We start from the raw sequence: 17,889 nt of genomic DNA, 5'->3' as shown, positions 1-17,889 counted from the left end.
TACCTGTGCGTTATCGCTTGGGGTGTTGTGTTGTGAGTAAATTCTGGGTGACACTTTCTGAACCACTTCGGGCTCCCTTACTTAAACAGAATGTGTCAATTACTATCAAACAAAGTTCCTTCCCGTTGTAACCGCTAAACGCCGAGAGCGCGTTCAAAACAATTGGGTTTGCCTGTTCCTGTCGTAGCTTTTCAACTCTGGCTCATGGTGTATAAACGAGCCGAATCCAAGGAAACTCTCAGGCTGCAACAAACGTTTTCGTCACAACGGAGCAGGATTATAACATATCGCTGATAATTTTCTTCAATTCAGTGACATTCACCAACCCCATGGTTAAACCTTGCAATGATTAACTGCCTATTATCATTTTCACAGATAAAGATCGAAGCACAGTTACTCAGTAAGCTTCTTAGAAAACGATGCATAGCCAATAACTTCACCGCCGTTCTTATCCAAGAGGTCTTGATAAACGCCCTAGAGAACCAAGCCGCCGAAATATGCGATGTTATCATGATTGCTTTTCGAGACCGATGCCCCGACTTTGGCTGATGAGTACAACCCCAACTATGCATCAGGCAAAAACATGTATAATTTTTTATACAAGTTATTCAATAACAAGAGTCCCACATGAACATTCATTCGCTTTGCCCTGCGCTATTACTCAGCGTCGTCTCATCAGCTACAGCAGCTGAAAGCATTCGTATTCAATATTCTCCCGTAGAGACAACTCATGAAAAAATCGCCCAACAATCGATTCAAAGCAGCGATGTAAACACCATCTTTGTTGAGCTATCTCAGGTCTACTTTCCATTTGATAAAGCTCTCACGCTGGTTTACGCCGGAGAAGATGGTCCAATGTATGATCCTGATACACACACAATATACGTTCCTTACACTTTTTATTTGGAGTCGCTCAATTACTTCTCCAATAATCAGTATGAAGAACGCTTCGGAAAATCCCCAAAAACAGGGGCGCTAGATACGTTATTGCACACTTTACTTCATGAAGCTGGGCATGCTTACATCGAAGATCAAAGCATCCCTGTTCTCGGAAAAGAAGAAGATGCGGTCGATAATTTTGCCACCATTTTAATAATTGACTTCCTAGAAGATGGCGCAGATATGGCCATTAGCGCCGCCGACATGTTCGCATTCGAATCCGACGACAGACCGGACTACTACGATTTTGGCGAGTACATTGACGAACACAGCTTTGATTTGCAGCGTTACTTTTCAACGTTATGTCTGGTGTACGGTAGTGATCCTGAGCAATACAAAGCCTTACTCGATGAAGTAGAAAAAGACTACCTGCGTGATCGCAAAGAGTTCTGCCAATTCAATTACGGCAACATTCGCGACAATTGGCTGCATTACTTGCAAAACAATGAACCAAAAGAAAATTCGCCACGTAAAAGCGATTAGAAAATCTCAAACAAGAAAACCGCAATGACAAAACTCACCATATTTTATGACGGAACCTGCCCGCTTTGTGCCAAAGAGATGAAGGCGCTAAAACAACGCGATGCCAAGCAGCAAATCAAAACCGTCGATATCTATAGTGATGCATTCGCAGATTATCCTCAGATCGATCCTGAACAAGCCAACACCATTTTGCACGCCCTCAACGAAAAGGGGGAGCTTCTGCTTGGGTTGGACGTGACTCATCGTGCGTGGCAATTAGTTGGTCGCGGTTGGCTCTACGCTCCACTGCGTTGGCGCCTCGTTAAACCTGTTGCTGACTGGCTTTACCTGAAATTCGCAAAGAATAGGTATCGCGTCTCATATTGGTTAACGGGGACTTCTCGTTGCAATAGTGGGTCGTGTTCACGTTAATTGTGATCCCGCTTAAAAATGCTACGACCTTCGTCTAGATTTACAAATTTCCAGTACTTCTGATTGAGTAACTCGGTTAATCTCTAAGCATTACAACAATAAGTATTAACACTTTTATCAGGCAAGCTTATTCAGCTTGTCACTTGTAACGCTGCGCCGAGAGAAGGACGTCTCTATGAATCTGACGATCAGAAAACGACTATATATCCTTTCAATAATTCCAATTCTAACTATGGCAATAGGCATGATGTGGTTCACCTACGTACAAACCACGGCCTACAACGAGCACGAGATTGAGCAAACTCGAAGTCGAATGATGGAGATGAAAAAAGCCGAACTCAAAAGTTACGTACAAATGGCGCGTTCCGCTGTCGAGCCGCTACTCGCACAAAATGCCCCACTGGAAGAGGCTCTGCCTATTTTGAAACAACTAGAGTTTGGTCAATCCGGCTACATCTTTGGTTATGATTCAAAAGGCGTTCGCGTCGTGGTGGGTAAAAACACCAAAGGCATCGGGGAAAACTTCTATAACTTGCAGGACAAGAAAGGCAATTACCTGATTCAGGATTTGCTAAAAAATGCCAAAACTGGTGAGTTCACGACTTATTACTTCCCGAAACTCGGTCAGAGTGAAGCACTACCGAAACTGAGCTACTCAGTCTTTATTCCTGAATGGGACTTGATGTTGGGAACGGGTTTCTACACGGACGATATCGACGCCATTGTGGCAGACATGGAAAAAGCCGCACACGAAGATCTCAACACCACACTAACTGCGATAGCCCTGTTTTGTGCCTCGATTACAGCGATAGTTGCAGTCTTTGCCGTGTTTGTTAACCGCAGCATCATGAAGCCTATTGAGCAGTTTGATGCTTCAATTCACTCTTTCGCGCAAGGCGATGCAGATTTAACCGCGCGCATGGAAGAATCGAGCGTGCCGGAGTTCACCCAACTTAGCCGTAACTTCAATATCTTCGTTGAAAGCCTGCAAGGCATCATTAAGAGCGTTAGCCACGTAGGACAAGAAGTGGTTTCAGAGACCAACGAGATGTCACAGCGTGCATCGCAAGTGGATGAATTAGCTTCTGGTCAACGTGAAGAGACCGAACAAGTCGCAGCGGCAATGACCGAGATGACAGCAACGGCGCACGAGATTTCAAACAACGCTAACCAAGCAGCGCAATCAGCCAGAGACGCCGATGAAAACTCACAACAAGCAAAACACATTGTTGATTCAGCAGCGAACTCTGTCGAAGCACTCGCGCTAGAGGTGTCGGAAGCCAGCACGGTGATTTCTCGTTTAGAGAGCGACGTAAAAAACATTTCTTCTTCTCTGGAAGTGATTCAGGATATAGCCGAGCAAACTAACCTATTGGCACTGAACGCAGCCATTGAAGCAGCCCGTGCAGGCGAACAAGGTCGCGGCTTCGCAGTCGTTGCCGATGAGGTTCGTAAACTGGCGAGTCGCACTCAAGACAGCACAGGCGAAATTCACCAAATGATTGAGCAATTGAAGTCTGGCTCGGATGCGGCAGTGAAAGCCATGGGCTCAAGCCAAGCGCGTGGTGAAGCAACGGTTGAGGAAGCACGAGCAGCCTCTGCCGCACTGCAAGAAATCCAAGCCGCAATTGCTAACATCATGGACATGAACACGCTTATCGCAACGGCAACTGAAGAGCAAAGCCAAGTTGGCCAAGAGATTTCACAACGTATCGAAGTCATCTCTCAACAAAGCAGCCAATCGGCACACCTTGCCAACCAAAACCGAGCAGGCAGTGGCAACCTTAACCACAAAGCCAACGAACTGTACGACTTGGTCGGTCGCTTTACGGTTTAACGCTTTCCTCCCCCTTACATCTTGCAAACAGCGACGCCAAAACGTCGCTGTTTTTATTTCTGCTATCCTCATACGACTTAGCTATAATGCCGCCAACTTAGCACCTACAAGGGCAAAACCAGATGATTATTATGACCACCAATTTCGGTGACATCGAGATTGAACTGAACCTAGAACGAGCACCAGTTAGCTCAAAGAACTTCAAAAAATACTGTGAAGATGGCTTCTACAACGGCACCATTTTCCACCGCGTTATCGACGGCTTTATGATCCAAGGTGGCGGTCACACCGAAGACATGGCAGAAAAGCCAACACGCGCCCCTATCGCGAACGAAGCAAACCGTGGTCTAAAGAACCTTGTTGGCACTATCGCAATGGCGCGTACCGATGCACCGCACTCTGCAACGGCACAGTTCTTCATTAACTTGGAAGACAATGATTTCCTAGACCACACCGCTACTACCAACCTAGGCTGGGGCTACGCCGTGTTTGGTAAAGTGACCGCGGGTATGGATGTCGTAAACCGCATCGCGAAAGTGAAAACGACCTCTAAACTTGGTCATGATGATGTTCCATGCGATCCAATCATTATCGAGAAAGTGACGGTCAGCGAATAAGCCCATTCATCTCTTCGGAGAAATCGTCGCTATAAAACAATAAAAGCGCCTAACGTTATATGACTTAGGCGCTTTTTGTTTTTGTTGCTGAAACAAATGAGCAGCGAGTTTACAGTGTAAAGAGTGAGCAGTTCTAGCGATTACATCCCTTTGAACAAACTTTGAGATGCACGGCTCACAGCGAGCTTAGTTTCTCCAACGTGAACAAACATTCTTCCAGCAAAGTCTTTGTTTACTTTGCTAATTTTGCACACTTGCACAACGCTTGAACGGTGTACTTGCCAGAACTGTTCTGGGTTAAGCTGCCCTATCAACTCTTTCAACGAGGTGCGAATCAAATACTCCTGCACTTTGCCTTGTCCTTGTTGGGCATACACAGAAACGTATTTTTCTTCCGCTTTGAAATACAATACATCAGACGTAGCAATCAGATGAATATCTTCCCCTTGCGTCGCTTTGATCCACTGAAGATATTGCGGCGTTTGTGGCGCGGATAATTGCTGCAACTGTTCTAACAGGCTGCTCATCTGCACATTACTGCTTTGTTGCTCTCGCTTAGCAAGGCGTGCTTTCACTCTTTCACACGTCGTCAGGAGGCGCTCATCCGAGATAGGCTTAAGCAAATAATCGGCGGCATTTTGTTCAAAGGCTTTGATGGCGTAATCATCGTACGCAGTAACAAACACAATCAAAGGTGGATTGGCGAGTTGATTGAGTTTTTGCGCCAATGTCATGCCATCCAAAACTGGCATACGAATATCGAGAAACGCAATATCAGGTTGGCTTTGCTCAATGGCTTGCAACGCTTGCAACGCTTGTTCACCATCGGCGACTTTGGCTATCACCTCTAGCTCTGGCCACACTTCAGCTAGGCTTTTATCAAGATGATGCCTCAATAGCGGTTCATCATCAGCAATAATGGCAGTAAACCCTGTATTCATTCCTTTCTTCCTTGATTACGATTCCATTGGCCAACTCAGGCGAACACAAACACCACCCTGAGCAGACTCACTGATAGAAACCTCTCCTTGCCCTGCGAACAAAGCTTCAACTCGCTGCTTGAGGTTACTTAAACCGACGCCAGAGCCCATGTGCCCACTAACATGATTCAAGCCAACACCCGTGTCTCTGACTTCAATCTTCAAGTTCTGTCGTTCACGCTTGATGAGCAAACTGATTTCGCCGCCTTCTCGCTTCGGCTCAATACCATGGATGATGGCGTTTTCGATTAAAGGTTGGAGCATCATCGGCGGTAATTCGGTTCTGCCTAGCCCTTCTTCCACCTCAATCTTGTAACTGAGTCGATCACCCAAACGAGTTTGTTGGATGCCTAAGTAAGCCTCAAGTAACGCCGTTTCATTGTCTATGGTGGTGTGTTCTTCGCGTGAGCTTTTGAGCGTCGCACGCAGCAGCGCGGTTAACTGTTCTAGCATTAGCTTGGCTTTATCGACATCTTGCGACATGAGCGCACTGATATTTGCCAAGGTATTGAATAAGAAATGCGGTTCAATCTGGCTTTGCATCTGCTTAAGCTGACTCAGCAACAGCGCACGATCTTGCTCTGCTTTCTCGCGCTTGATGGCTTCCAACTCTCGTTGAGCAACCGCCTCTTTCTCACGCGAGTAAAAATAGAAATAACACATACCGCTAAACAGTAATCCCATTAAGCCAACAGGGATCATATCGGAGATACCAAAATACTCTCCGAGCCAAAATTGCGCATTAATCACCCCAAACAATAAACAGGCAACAAGCGAACACACCACTTCTATCATACGCGGGATGGTTGGAAACAAACGGTCAATCAACCATGAGAAGAAGATAGCCGAATAGCCAAATCCAAAGCTAACCGCTACATGAATGTAAAATGGACCGCCCCAAACCGAGAGCGTCATTGCTGCGATAAAGAGACAAAATGCCGTGGTCACTAATAAGCTACGCGGCCATCCACTTTTCACCACTGATTTTGCTGAACACATTTAGAATTTCCCTTTGATGTTAAATACAATCATATGCTTATCATTGATTTGTGCGTAAGCAGATTGGTCGTCTCCGGTTAAAAAGCGTGCGGCAACTTCCACTTCTACACTTTGATCGCCAGTATCAATCCATTGGTAGTTAAGCCACTGCGTGACAATCACACCACCATCTTGTGGCGACAGCATCACATCCAACGTGGGGGTTACATCACTTAGCCAGCCCATATCCGCTTTGCCGTTCCATGCAGCCCATGCTTCCAAATCCCAACTCCAGTGCAACATTACGTTATGCTGAACGATATTGGCATGCTGAAACCCTTGGGCGTAGCTTGTCGCAAGTAGAGCGCTGCTAGCCAACAGAGAGTTGTTAGGATCAGGGATCTGAGAGAGTAATTCGCCACGCTCTATTGCTTGTTGCCATTCGCTTTTCGACCATGCACGGCTGTCGTACCAATATTCAGCAATCACGTTGTGCCCGGCTTGGTTTGCCCAATTCAACCCAATTAAGGCTTGGAATGCGCTGCCCAGCTCCTCAACCGAAACGGGTTGGTAAAGATCATCCTGCTGAAACTGATAGCCGACACTTTGGTTTTGCCACAGCATGGAACCGTGCATAGCGATGGATTCATCCCACACGGCAATGGCACTGGCTCCGAGTAAACCTCGGCGCACATCATCGTAATAACCAATAAGTTGATACTCGGTGTCACCCACCAGTGCATAACGACGAATACCAACACCTTGCTGCTCTGCGGCTTGATCAAGAGCACTCTGGTCTTGTTGCCCCCAGCTTGAATCCGTTGCAATCACCGTCCACTCGCCTGCCATATCGTAGCGAGAGAGTGAAAACACACCCGCACCCTCTTCTGCGACTATGCCAACAGGATTTTGTCGATAAGGCTTAAACAGATCCAAAGGTCGGTAGCCATAACCCACGCCCCAATCCACGCGCAACTTACCTAAGCTCACATCAAGAGTGGTATCACCGACTTGCCACTCCCCTAGCCAAGCCAGCTCTCGAATCAGCAATTGGTTATCAGCTTCACTCCACCAATCACTCTTTCCTTGTTGATTGAGGTACAAACCTTGGCTGTACAGAGCAAACAAGCCACTGAAGTTGTGATAATTCACCTGTACATCCAACAGTGCATTAAGTGAATCACGAGAACTGCCCTGCGCTTGCATAAATGCGCTATCACGCTGCTTGGCAGTTTCGTAGCTGACAGCCCAATCCCACTCAAAACTCAGCTCATCATTGGCAAAAACTGGGGCTGCTGCGCCCACACACAACGACGCAGCAATCAACAAACTGGTGCTTTTGTTAAGGTTAGGCTGGTGCGGTTTCATGTGACTTCCTTGCTCGTTTTTATGGTTCTATTTACGAAGCTCAGACTAAAGCTGAGTCGTGTTAGCTTTTGGCAAATAACTTGGGTTGTAGAACTTGTTATCCAGCTGCCAAGGCACGATTTCTTGATACTCGATAACGGTCTTTTTGCTCGGCTGAATGCTATCAAGCAAGGTCATCTCACTGACGTAGTCTTCACCGTTATCGCTTGCACGTCCGTATTGCGCTTGCTTGGCGAGTTTGCCAGAGCGCAAGTAAAGATCAGCTTTAATTGGAAACGCATCTTGCTCAGACAACCACAAATCGATCTTCTGATAGCTTGCCCCTTTGGTTTTCGCGGTTAAGGCAAGGTGATAAGCCGCAACACTCTCTCCGTTCACCGAAACGGTTTCTGTCGCTTTCCATTCACCTTGATAATCTTGACTCCACGTCAGGGTTGAGATGTCGCCGATAGACGCTTCACCAAGCAGCTTCTGCATTGGCGTAATGCGAATCGGACGGCGGCTCTTTGGCATTTGCAGCCAGTAGTTGTCGCCCATCATCAGCATCTTTTGCCCTGCTTCAACCGCCGATTTGAACACCACCAGCGATTCACGATTTGGACGCGTGTACACGTGGTAAAGACGGGTTTTATCTAACTCTTGGTCTTGATATAAGCGCACCAGTGACACCACTTTGGAGGAAACATCTTGCAAGCGGTAGCTGTCGGCTTTTTCAATCAATTGCGCAACTTGCTGTGCATCTAGTGCTGTTTCATTCGCACTGACATTCATGCTTGCAACGCCAGTTACCGTCAGCAATGCAATTGGTAATAGTGATTTGAAATTAAACATAAATCAGTGCCTCCGTAATTGGCTTGTTCACCCCTTTGCGTGCCGAGAAAAACGCCGCAACCAAACAAATCATCAATACTGCAAATCCTGCTATAGCTACTAGCTCCCAAGAGAAGTAAATCGTTAATGGGTAACCTTCTGTGCGTCCTGGCGGTGGCGGCATTTGCACATCCACGACCATCAGTAAGACGGTAACTAACCCAGTAAACAAAGCGCCAATTAAGCTGCCAATAACCGCAAGCAACCCTGCTTCGCGCAAGAACCCAGCAATGATTTCGCGAGGGTAGCTACCAAGTGCTGACAAGGTGCCGATTTCACGTGTACGCTCGGTGACCGACATGGTCATGGTGTTGAACAGCGCAACAAAGACCACCAACGCCATTACTGCGCCCATGATGCCGAAGATACGGTCGTACAAATCTTTCACTTTGAGGTAGAAGAACGCACGTTCTTGCCAAGGCGTAATCTCAATATCTTGGTCACCAAAGTTCTGCTTTTGCTTACTCAAAACCGAAGCCACTTGTTGCTCGACTTGGTTAGTTAAACTGGTATCGAATAGGAAGACAGATAACGCACTGACTTTGTCTGAACCGAGCAGCGATTGCGCGCTGTTGATGTGCACGTACAACTGGCGTTTATCAAGCTCAGGCACGCCGGTTGAATAGATGCCACGAACTTTGAAGTCATACGCATTCAATGCACCGTCGGTTGTGGTCGCCAGCAAGGTAATCCAATCGCCAACGTGCACGCTTAGGTTGTTCGCCAAATCAACGCCAAGCATCACTTCTGGCTCTGTTGAGTCATAACGCGATGCATGAATGTTGGACAACGTCTGCCCTTCGCGCACATCCAAAAACGGTCCTTTCATATCGAATTCGCGCTCGTTAACACCAATGCCGATAAAGATCGATGACTTGTTGCCGTTGGAAATCAAACCGCTGAACTCAACTCGTGGCTGCACGCCTCGCACTTCATTCAACCCAATCAATTGCTTGGTGATGTCGTCGGCATGAGTTAACCCGTTACTCAGCGGCATCTCTTCTTCTTTAGCGAAATAACCCGGCGTGGTTAACGTCAGATGCCCCGTGTCACGCGCTGTCGACTCTTTCAAACTGTCGTAGGTGTATAGACCAAAACCGCCCGCACTGGTTAACGCAAACACGGCAATGGCAATGATCAGCATCGACAACAAACTGCGACGGCGATTGCGTTGCAGGTTCAACCAAGCAAGGCGAACGGAAACTGGAATTAGCTTGCCCATGAAACCTCCTCCACACTTGCGTGCGTTTGGGTGATTTTGCCATCCACCAACTCAATGGTGCGGTCACAACGGGATGCCATACGAGGGTCGTGTGTGGCGACAATAAAAGTGGTGCCTAGCTCGTGTCCGAGCCCTTTCACAATGTCGATGACCTTGTTGGCAGTTTGGCTATCAAGACTTGCGGTTGGCTCATCAGCAATCACCAGTGCTGGTTTGTGCACTAAGGCGCGTGCAATTGCCACACGCTGCTGCTGACCGCCCGACAAGTTATCGGGCATATGATGAATAAACTCGCCCAAGCCAACGTGCTCTAGCATTTGTGTGGCGAGCTCGGTTTGTTCCGCTTTTGAAAAACCGTTGAGATGCAGCGGATACGCCACGTTCTCCAACGCTGTCATCACAGGCACAAGATTGAATTTTTGGAACACAAAGCCAAGCTTTTCACGGCGCATTTTCGCCGCCTGCATTTGTCCGGTTGGGTATGGGCTGCCTGCAAATGTCACCTGACCTTGGTATTGAGTATCCAGCATGCCAAGCACATTAAGTAAGGTGCTTTTGCCTGAGCCAGACGGCCCGCATAATGCCACCATTTCGCCGGCAAACACTTCACCAGACACGTCTCGCAATGCACGCACGGTTTGGCTACCAAGGGCGTAATCGCGGCTAAGTTGATTAAAAACGATCATGACGCCTCCCTAATACTTGGCTAGCAACGCTTTCGCGGTTTGCGTTTCTAGATTGCTATCACCTAACTGCTCCATTTGCGCTAACCATATTTTGGCTTGTTGAACATCTTCAGCACGCAATGCAGCTTCAATGGCGTAGCGATAAATCCAAGACGTTGCCGCGAAAGGTTGTTGGCTAAAACTCGGTTCATCGAGCAGAGAAAGGTACAGCTCGTAGCCACGCTCAAAGTGATTGAACATGTCAGGCAGAGAGGTAAACGTAGTAGCTGCCATGGCGGTAGCTAGCTGGTATTCCGGCAAGCCTTGTAAGCGTTGTTGCTCTTGCAGTGGTACTGGCTGATTCGCCATTAAATCCAAGCCTTTTTGGATTGTGGCAAGACCGCGCTCGGTGAACTTCATCTTGTTCCAAGGCATAAACGCCTCACGACCTTGCAACGTCTCCGCACTGCCCAAGTAAACCAAGGTCACCGGCGTTGCGCCCTGCTCTTCCAGTTGTTTGGATAGTTCGCCATAAACAGTATCAACTAAGCCAGAGTCACCCTGTGCTGCTTGGTTGAATTGACTGAGTGTGCGCTCGCTTGGGTTAGCCAGAGCCAGATTGCTGCTAAGTGCAAATGCGGCGATAAACGTACTTGCCAGTTTAAGAGCTTTGATTGAGCGAGATTGAGAAACCATCATGTACTGTCCTTAGTTGAACGTGATTTGATGGTTTCAGATTAAGGGAGAAGATCGCACGCTGCTTTTGCATGCGACCAATGGCAGTTATGCAGAGTGAATGGTATTGAGAGAGGATGAATGACATTCACTTAAACAGAAAATACAATTCCGCTCATTCGTAACTCTACATTTTTACGGCAGTCACAATAAAAACACTGGCTTAAAATCTGAGGCTAGTGTATTTATCCATCCCACAGCTACCCATAACAGACAGTGTCGCACTCTCCTTTCTTACACACCTTTGCATGGTGTCTGTTGTTTCGAAATCGAGATTCTTAGCATCGGAATAGTTTGAACTCTTCGAGTTTTAGTTGTTTTCGCACTCAAAATAGGTGCGTTATTAGGTCGTTGAAAATGAATAAGCGTTATTTCCCAAGAGTTGATTTGCCACTGCTAATGGCGATCATTCCGATCATGCTGTTAAGTTCGCTCACTCTCTGGAGTGCCAGTAGCTTTAATGAGGCGATGCTCTTCAAACATTTGGCGCGCTGCGGACTGACATTAGTTTGTATCTTGGTCATGTCCTCGATTCCAGCGTCCAGCTATCAGCGCTCAGCTCCATATCTCTACATTATTGCGGTTGCTCTGCTACTTGCTGTCGCTTTATTTGGTGATAGCACCAATGGCTCTCAACGTTGGCTCGATATCGGCTTCTTCCGCTTTCAACCGTCTGAGCTAATCAAACTTTCCATTCCAATCATGATCGCCTGGATGCTGCATATTGAAGGAGGTCGACCAGACAGTCGGAAAATTGCGTTTTGCTTACTTATTACAATGATTCCTGCCGGGTTAATCGCGCTACAACCGGATTTAGACGGTGCAGTTTTTACCGTCATTTATGCATTGTTCGTTTTGTTTTTGGCTGGCATGAGCTGGAAAATAATATGCGGGTTTATTGCGAGCATTTTAACGTTAGCACCTATTTTATGGTTCTTCGTTATGGAAACCTATCAAAAGAGCCGTGTAACACAGTTCTTGCACCCTGAGTCCGATCCACTGGGTTCGGGCTACCAAATCATCCAATCTTTGATTGCGATTGGCTCAGGCGGTATGAAAGGCAAAGGTTGGATGAATGCAACGCAGGGAACACTTGGCTTTATTCCAGAAAGTCATACGGACTTTATTTTTTCGACCTATGCGGAAGAATGGGGCTTTGTTGGCAGTTTAGTCTTACTCGCATTGTACTTGTTTATTACTGCACGCGTTATGTTGCTTGCATGTCAGTCTGACCACTTTTTTAGTCGGCTGGTAAGTGGCGCATTAGCGATGAGCTTTTTTCTGTATGCTTTTATCAATACGGGCATGGTGAGTGGCTTGTTGCCAGTAATGGGTAGCCCACTTCCCTTCTTTAGCTATGGCGGCACGGCGATGCTAACTCAAGGTATCTGTTTTGGTGTAATCATGTCGCTGTGTTATTCCAAATATCGTAACGCATAGCGTTGCTTGAGAAAAAGCGATCAAAAAAGGCTTCCCTAAGGAAGCCTTTTTACAACGATATGAGCGAATTAATTACAGCTCTGCGTTGTGGTAAACCTGCTGAACATCATCACAGTCATCTAGAAGATCTAGGAATTTCTGGAATTTCTCAGCATCTTCACCCGATACAGGCGTATGAGTTTGCGGAACGAATGTGATTTCTTCAACATCGATCGTTAGATCTGGGAATGCACCGTTAAGCGCAGTTTTTGTTTTGAAGAATTCTGTGTGAGGTGCGAATACAGTGATAACACCTTCTTCTAGCTCAACGTCAGTAACGTCTACGTCTTCCATCATTAGCGTTTCTAGGATGATTTCATCATCGTCGCCTTTGAACTGGAATACCGCTTGGTGATCGAACATGTGAGAAACCGAGCCCTCAACACCAATTTTCGCACCGACTTTCACAAAGCATTGGCGTACATCTTGGAAAGTACGGTTGCCGTTGTCTGTTAGACAGTCAACGATAACGCTAGTACCGCCAGGGCCGAAGCCTTCGTAACGTGCTGGAGTGTAGTCTTCACCACCGCCACCGTTCGCTTTGTCGATCGCTTTATCGATAACGTGCGCAGGAACTTGGTCTTTTTTCGCTTTTGCGATCAGGTGTTTCAAAGACAAGTTCATGTCTGGATCACCACCACCGTTTTTCGCGCACATGTAAATTTCTTTACCGTATTTGGAATAAACTTTAATTTTCGCGCCTGCAGTTTTCGCCATAGAGGCTTTGCGCACTTCAAAACTTCTTCCCATCGGGATGTCTCTCTAAATTCAAATTTAATGCGAAGGATTTTAGCAAAAAGCGAAACCTTTTCAATTTCGCTTAGCAAAGGAATAGGGAGGTTACCTCATTCGTCGCATTGGATTGAACCATTGCCACGGTTCGCGTTAAGCGACACCCATTACTCGTTTGTACTTTTCGACCGATTGCTGGAAAAACGCCTTTTCATCAGCATCGTTAATCTTGGACAACTGTTCTTCTATTGCTTCAGGACCAGATTTGGCCTCTCTGAGCTTCCAAACCAAAAACGACGCCTGCTTATCCAGTTCGATTTTGTTTTTTTCGTCAGGCGGCAATAGGGATAGATTAAACGACATTCACAGCCTCAAGGTACTTTAAATACTAGCCGGGCACTATATCACACAGAGTTACAATTACAGAATAGAAACGCACTTAACTTGATCGATTTCAATTTAACTATTTAGGCACAGCGCTGATTTTCAGTGCTTTTGGTAAATGCTGTTCGAATATTTGTTGTAATCGAGTCTTGGTAACGGGTTTAGCCACGAACTCGTTCATCCCGACATCGAAGCAATGTTGCTGATCCTCTTTAATGACATTGGCACTTAGCGCAATAATTGGAACGTGTTTCCCCCACTCTCCCATTTTTCGAATTCGCTCCGTAGCAATAAACCCATCCATCACAGGCATTTGGCAGTCCATAAAAATCAAATCGAAAGGCTGCTGATCACACAGCTGCAATGCTTCTTCGCCATGGTTGGCGACACTCACTCGCACACCCAGTTTTTCTAACATGATGCGAACTACCTTCTGATTGACGATGGTATCTTCAACAACCAATACCCAAGGTTTATCATTATCTTGAGGGCTGATTTCGTTGTCTTCCGCTTTCCGGAAATCTAATACATTAAGTTGGTCGGTATAGGTCGATTGCGCATTTATTACAGCAACAGGAATCGAAAATTCAAAACAGCTTCCCAGCCCAAGCTCACTTGTTAGTTGTATTTCCCCTCCCATCAAGTTAACCAACTGTGCAGCTATCGCCAAACCAAGCCCTGTCCCACCATACTTTCTGGTGGTACTACCATCAGCTTGTTGGAAGCGTTCGAAGATTGCTTGTTGGTGCTCTTTCGCAATACCAATACCAGAATCCACAACTCGAAACCGGATATGAGCGGTCTCTCCATCAAGTCGAGATAACGCTACAAGAAGCTTCACATGGCCGCGCTCGGTAAATTTAATCGCGTTGCTCAACAAATTGTTCAGAACTTGTTTCAATCGTGTGGCATCACCTTGCACTTCCGTTGGCAAGTGAGGATCAATATCGCTGAGCAGCTGTAAGTTTTTCTGCTTGGCTTTGACACTATGTAAACTGATGACATCGTCAAGTAGCTCGCGAAGATCATAGCTCGTGTATTCTAGCTCTACTTTGCCAGCTTCAACTTTAGAGAAGTCCAAAATGTCGTCGATGATCGTCATTAGTGAGTGAGAAGAACTGTCAATGATCTCTACAAACTCTTTTTGCTGGGGATCGAGGTCGGTGTCATTGAGCAACGACGACACACCAATAATGCCATTCATCGGTGTGCGGATCTCATGACTCATAGTGGCAAGAAACTCACTTTTCTTACGATTAGCGACTTCTGCCCTATCGCGTTCAGCCTCTAACTCAGTCTGGTGCTCTTTCACTTTCTCAACACTTCGGTTGTATTTCTCTGCCAAAACACTCACTTCATCAAAGCACCATCGTTTAGGGAGAGTCACTTTACTCGGCACTGTACCGCCACGAAAATCGCTCACCGCACCAGACAGCAATTGTAACGGATTGACCAACAAGCGAAACGCCACCCAAAGAACACCAATGATGAGGACAAGAATTTTGATCGCTTCTGTCGTAAGTAGAAAAAAGAACTGCTGCCAAAGATCTTCATATATCGCGCTAAGATCCGATTGAACCGTTAATATCGCGAGATCATACGTTTTATCGCCGACCCGATACTGCATCGGCCAGCTTCTCTCGACAACATCCTCAGAAAGCGCCGAACCTAATTCAATGATAACTTCGTCTTCACTAGCAATACGTAAGTAGTCCACCGAGGGCATACGCATTGCACCTTGAGCTTGTGTCAGCAACAGCTCCCTATCCTCTACCCACAAACTCGCAGAAAAGCTCGATAAATAGCTAGACTCAACCTGCTTTAATTCAACATCTAAATGGGCTAAATCTTCGTGAAAAACTCGATATAAGCTCACTGTAGAAATGATGACCGTAAAGATTAAACTCAACGTTAATACCGCCAACATAAGTTGGTTGCCGATACTAAAACGACGTTGAGATCGCTCTTTTTCATCCATATGAAACCGCTCCGATAAACTTGCGCTACTCTAAATATAGCTACGCACAAATAATAATCGAGGATACGATGAAAAGACTTCTACTTAGATTGGCTTTTAGCTTAATTGTTGTAAGTTCTCATGTGACCGCAAATCAAGTGAACTATTACGTCATTGCTGAACAAGCTCGACCATTTCAAATTGAACAACAGGGACAAATGCACTCCGGAATTGTGACCGATATCGTCAGCGCTATCTTCGCGGAGTCGGATTACCAAGTGAATTATCATACTTATCCATTTAAACGTATGATTTCCATATTGGAAGAAGGCGCTGAGCCAAACTGGTTAACTTATGGCAGCCCGAACTGGGGCAAGGTGCAGTCGGAAAATTTATCTGAGGAGCCCATTTACACTGTAAAACATGTACTGGTGTCGAGTAGCGAGAAGCCTTTAGAATTCAAAAATATGGATACCATGCATGGTCGTTCTATTGTATTACTGCTGGGGTTTGATTATCCAAATTTAACACCGTTCTTTGAAAATGGCAGTGTCAATGAAATGCGTGTGAAAGACTACAACGCCGCATACCGAGTGATAAGCCGAACCCCTGGAGATACAGCTTTTGTCGAGATGGAATCCCGAGTCCTTTACAACTTAAAGCGACTCAATTTGCCGTTAGAGAATTTTCAGATACAGCCTTTCAGCTCGGTTATTCCTGACTACTCAATCTACCTGGCTTTTTCACCTCAAATGCAACCAGAAACTCAAAATTACATCAATACACGACTCGTTGAATTAAAAACCTCAGGGGAAATTGATGAAATCATTCAAAAGTATCAATGAATCAACTCATTAACAAAAACGCCAACGATGATACGTTGGCGTTTTTGTTTCTGGGAAATCTGTAGCACTTACTTAATGTGGTTAACAAACTTAGGATCAAACATGTGCCCCAATTTACTCGCCTTAGTTTGCAGGTAATGTTGATTACTTGGGTTATTCCCTTCTTGTAATGGCACTCGTTCAATGACGTTAATATCAACCGCTTTTAAGGCGGCGAGCTTGCGTGGGTTATTCGTCATTAGACGCACAGCGTCAATCCCCAAATGCTCTAGCATTCCTTTACAGAACGCGTAATCACGCATATCAGCGGCAAAACCTAAACGCTCATTTGCTTCCACGGTATCTGCGCCATCATCTTGTAAGTGATAGGCACGAATTTTATTAATCAAGCCGATTCCACGCCCTTCTTGACGTAAATAAAGCAGCACGCCACATCCCTCTTTGACGATGTTTTGTAGCGCTCTATTAAGCTGAAAACCACAGTCACAACGCGTGCTAAATAGAGCATCTCCGGTAAGACACTCCGAATGCAACCGAATAAGTGGAGCTGCACTTTTTGTTGGCTCACCATAGACCAGAGCAAGATGCTCTTTATTTGTCGCGGCTTCAATAAAGCCGTACATCATAAATGTGCCCCACTGGGTGGGCAATTTGGCTTTATCGATAAACTTCACGAGATTGTAAGGCTCAACATGTCTCAGCTCTGCCCGCACATTCATCAGAATCTCTCCTAGATGATTTTCTCCTTTACCATCTCCCCCGTCTCCCCAAAAGGCATCTTTATGAGAATGCTCTGTTAGGCAAGCGTTACCCGTTCTCATTAATTGCTGCGCTAATGGTGGATTTTGTAGAAACTTTTCCCTAACGATGAAAGCCATAACAGCCAACTTTATATCGTCCCAATCGCTTCTGACAAAGTGTTCGTATTTACGGCTTAAAGCAAACGCTTCATCAGGGGTGCTTGCGTGCTGAATTTTACTTTGCAACTGAGCATCGAGAAACTTTTGGGCTTGGTAATAATGTTCGCTGGTGGGCCAAGTTTGGGAGGAGATATTGACTGGGGCATGGCAAAAATTTGAGAGAAAACCGTGGGGCTCATCGGGCTCATAAAAAAGGATTTGATCAACCATACTTGCGCTCCTTGCTTTGTGGTTGCGATAATCAACAAAAAGCATATCGCTACTGATATATCTAGTAACACAAGGTCAGATTGTCAAACTTCTTCGGGACGGGACGTGAGTGTGAAACTCGTGCTTTTGAGGCGCAAGACAGATAAATGGAGGTTTTGAATAAGAGAGTAATAGAGTGAAAAAGTAAATTACCACCTTCTAAAGAAGGTGGCTTTGTGTGAGCCCCCTAAAAGGGGGCCTTTGTTTAGTCCAGCGCC

At 46.0% G+C, this 17,889-nt stretch carries 17 protein-coding genes; 6 read left to right on the top strand and 11 right to left on the bottom strand.

Features of this window, described 5'->3' with window-relative positions:
* The first annotated feature begins 627 nt into the window (after positions 1 to 627).
* From R7E78_RS21190 to R7E78_RS21175, 4 genes are all read left to right on the top strand, one after another.
* Positions 628 to 1,422, top strand: a complete 795-nt coding sequence (locus tag R7E78_RS21190) for a DUF4344 domain-containing metallopeptidase (protein ID WP_318058211.1) — start codon at positions 628 to 630, stop codon at positions 1,420 to 1,422.
* Positions 1,423 to 1,446: 24 nt separating this feature from the next.
* Positions 1,447 to 1,833, top strand: coding sequence for a thiol-disulfide oxidoreductase DCC family protein (locus tag R7E78_RS21185; protein WP_031780806.1), 387 nt, complete (start codon positions 1,447 to 1,449; stop codon positions 1,831 to 1,833).
* A gap of 175 nt (positions 1,834 to 2,008) precedes the next feature.
* On the top strand, positions 2,009 to 3,670 hold the full coding sequence (locus tag R7E78_RS21180; RefSeq protein ID WP_025768726.1) for a methyl-accepting chemotaxis protein: 1,662 nt from the start codon (positions 2,009 to 2,011) through the stop codon (positions 3,668 to 3,670).
* 122 nt (positions 3,671 to 3,792) lie between these two features.
* Entirely contained in the window at positions 3,793 to 4,287 is a 495-nt protein-coding gene (locus R7E78_RS21175; protein ID WP_005448882.1) for a peptidylprolyl isomerase, read from the top strand.
* 140 nt (positions 4,288 to 4,427) lie between these two features.
* On the opposite strand, the gene R7E78_RS21170 is transcribed toward R7E78_RS21175, so the two are convergent.
* From R7E78_RS21170 to R7E78_RS21140, 7 genes are read right to left on the bottom strand one after another with little or no spacing between them, the layout of a single operon-like run.
* Positions 4,428 to 5,228 (bottom strand): LytTR family DNA-binding domain-containing protein, encoded by an 801-nt coding sequence (locus tag R7E78_RS21170; protein ID WP_318058210.1) that lies wholly within the window; start codon positions 5,226 to 5,228, stop codon positions 4,428 to 4,430.
* A 15-nt stretch (positions 5,229 to 5,243) separates the two neighbouring features.
* Positions 5,244 to 6,266 (bottom strand): sensor histidine kinase, encoded by a 1,023-nt coding sequence (locus tag R7E78_RS21165; protein ID WP_017821053.1) that lies wholly within the window; start codon positions 6,264 to 6,266, stop codon positions 5,244 to 5,246.
* On the bottom strand, positions 6,267 to 7,613 hold the full coding sequence (locus R7E78_RS21160) for a hypothetical protein (protein ID WP_017821054.1): 1,347 nt from the start codon (positions 7,611 to 7,613) through the stop codon (positions 6,267 to 6,269). It lies immediately after the preceding gene.
* 45 nt (positions 7,614 to 7,658) lie between these two features.
* Positions 7,659 to 8,444 carry an outer membrane lipoprotein-sorting protein gene (locus R7E78_RS21155; RefSeq protein WP_318058209.1) on the bottom strand — a complete coding sequence of 262 codons (786 nt, stop codon included), beginning with the start codon at positions 8,442 to 8,444 and terminating at the stop codon, positions 7,659 to 7,661.
* Positions 8,437 to 9,705: an ABC transporter permease gene (locus R7E78_RS21150; RefSeq protein ID WP_017821056.1), complete on the bottom strand. Its 1,269-nt coding sequence runs from the start codon at positions 9,703 to 9,705 to the stop codon at positions 8,437 to 8,439. The genes R7E78_RS21155 and R7E78_RS21150 overlap by 8 nt, the downstream gene beginning before the upstream one ends.
* Positions 9,693 to 10,391, bottom strand: a complete 699-nt coding sequence (locus tag R7E78_RS21145; protein ID WP_318058208.1) for an ABC transporter ATP-binding protein — start codon at positions 10,389 to 10,391, stop codon at positions 9,693 to 9,695. Before R7E78_RS21145 ends, R7E78_RS21150 begins: the two co-directional genes overlap by 13 nt.
* Before the next feature lie 9 nt (positions 10,392 to 10,400).
* The gene (locus tag R7E78_RS21140) at positions 10,401 to 11,069 is read right to left on the bottom strand and encodes a hypothetical protein (protein ID WP_005383200.1); all 669 of its coding nucleotides are present in this window, start codon (positions 11,067 to 11,069) and stop codon (positions 10,401 to 10,403) included.
* A 393-nt stretch (positions 11,070 to 11,462) separates the two neighbouring features.
* Here R7E78_RS21140 and rodA point away from each other — a divergent pair, with 393 nt between their 5' ends.
* Positions 11,463 to 12,545 carry a rod shape-determining protein RodA gene (rodA, locus tag R7E78_RS21135; protein ID WP_017821057.1) on the top strand — a complete coding sequence of 361 codons (1,083 nt, stop codon included), beginning with the start codon at positions 11,463 to 11,465 and terminating at the stop codon, positions 12,543 to 12,545.
* A gap of 72 nt (positions 12,546 to 12,617) precedes the next feature.
* Here rodA and R7E78_RS21130 read toward each other — a convergent pair whose 3' ends face one another.
* From R7E78_RS21130 to R7E78_RS21120, 3 genes are all read right to left on the bottom strand, one after another.
* Positions 12,618 to 13,334, bottom strand: a complete 717-nt coding sequence (locus R7E78_RS21130) for a YebC/PmpR family DNA-binding transcriptional regulator (RefSeq protein WP_318058207.1) — start codon at positions 13,332 to 13,334, stop codon at positions 12,618 to 12,620.
* A 135-nt stretch (positions 13,335 to 13,469) separates the two neighbouring features.
* Positions 13,470 to 13,679: a DUF3283 family protein gene (locus tag R7E78_RS21125; protein ID WP_005374484.1), complete on the bottom strand. Its 210-nt coding sequence runs from the start codon at positions 13,677 to 13,679 to the stop codon at positions 13,470 to 13,472.
* Between the two features lie 100 nt (positions 13,680 to 13,779).
* Complete coding sequence (locus R7E78_RS21120) at positions 13,780 to 15,678, bottom strand: ATP-binding protein (RefSeq protein ID WP_042522309.1); 1,899 nt, start codon at positions 15,676 to 15,678, stop codon at positions 13,780 to 13,782.
* Positions 15,679 to 15,746: 68 nt separating this feature from the next.
* Between R7E78_RS21120 and R7E78_RS21115 the strand changes: the two genes are divergently transcribed.
* Positions 15,747 to 16,502 (top strand): substrate-binding periplasmic protein, encoded by a 756-nt coding sequence (locus tag R7E78_RS21115; protein WP_005383196.1) that lies wholly within the window; start codon positions 15,747 to 15,749, stop codon positions 16,500 to 16,502.
* Positions 16,503 to 16,570: 68 nt separating this feature from the next.
* On the opposite strand, the gene ribA is transcribed toward R7E78_RS21115, so the two are convergent.
* Positions 16,571 to 17,632, bottom strand: coding sequence for a GTP cyclohydrolase II (gene ribA / locus R7E78_RS21110; RefSeq protein WP_005374492.1), 1,062 nt, complete (start codon positions 17,630 to 17,632; stop codon positions 16,571 to 16,573).
* Positions 17,633 to 17,889: the final 257 nt, after the last annotated feature.

The organism is Vibrio sp. YT-19(2023) (genome assembly GCF_033337395.1).
The sequence above is the reverse complement of the archived record's forward strand: the minus strand, read 5'-3'. Positions and strand labels throughout refer to the sequence as shown.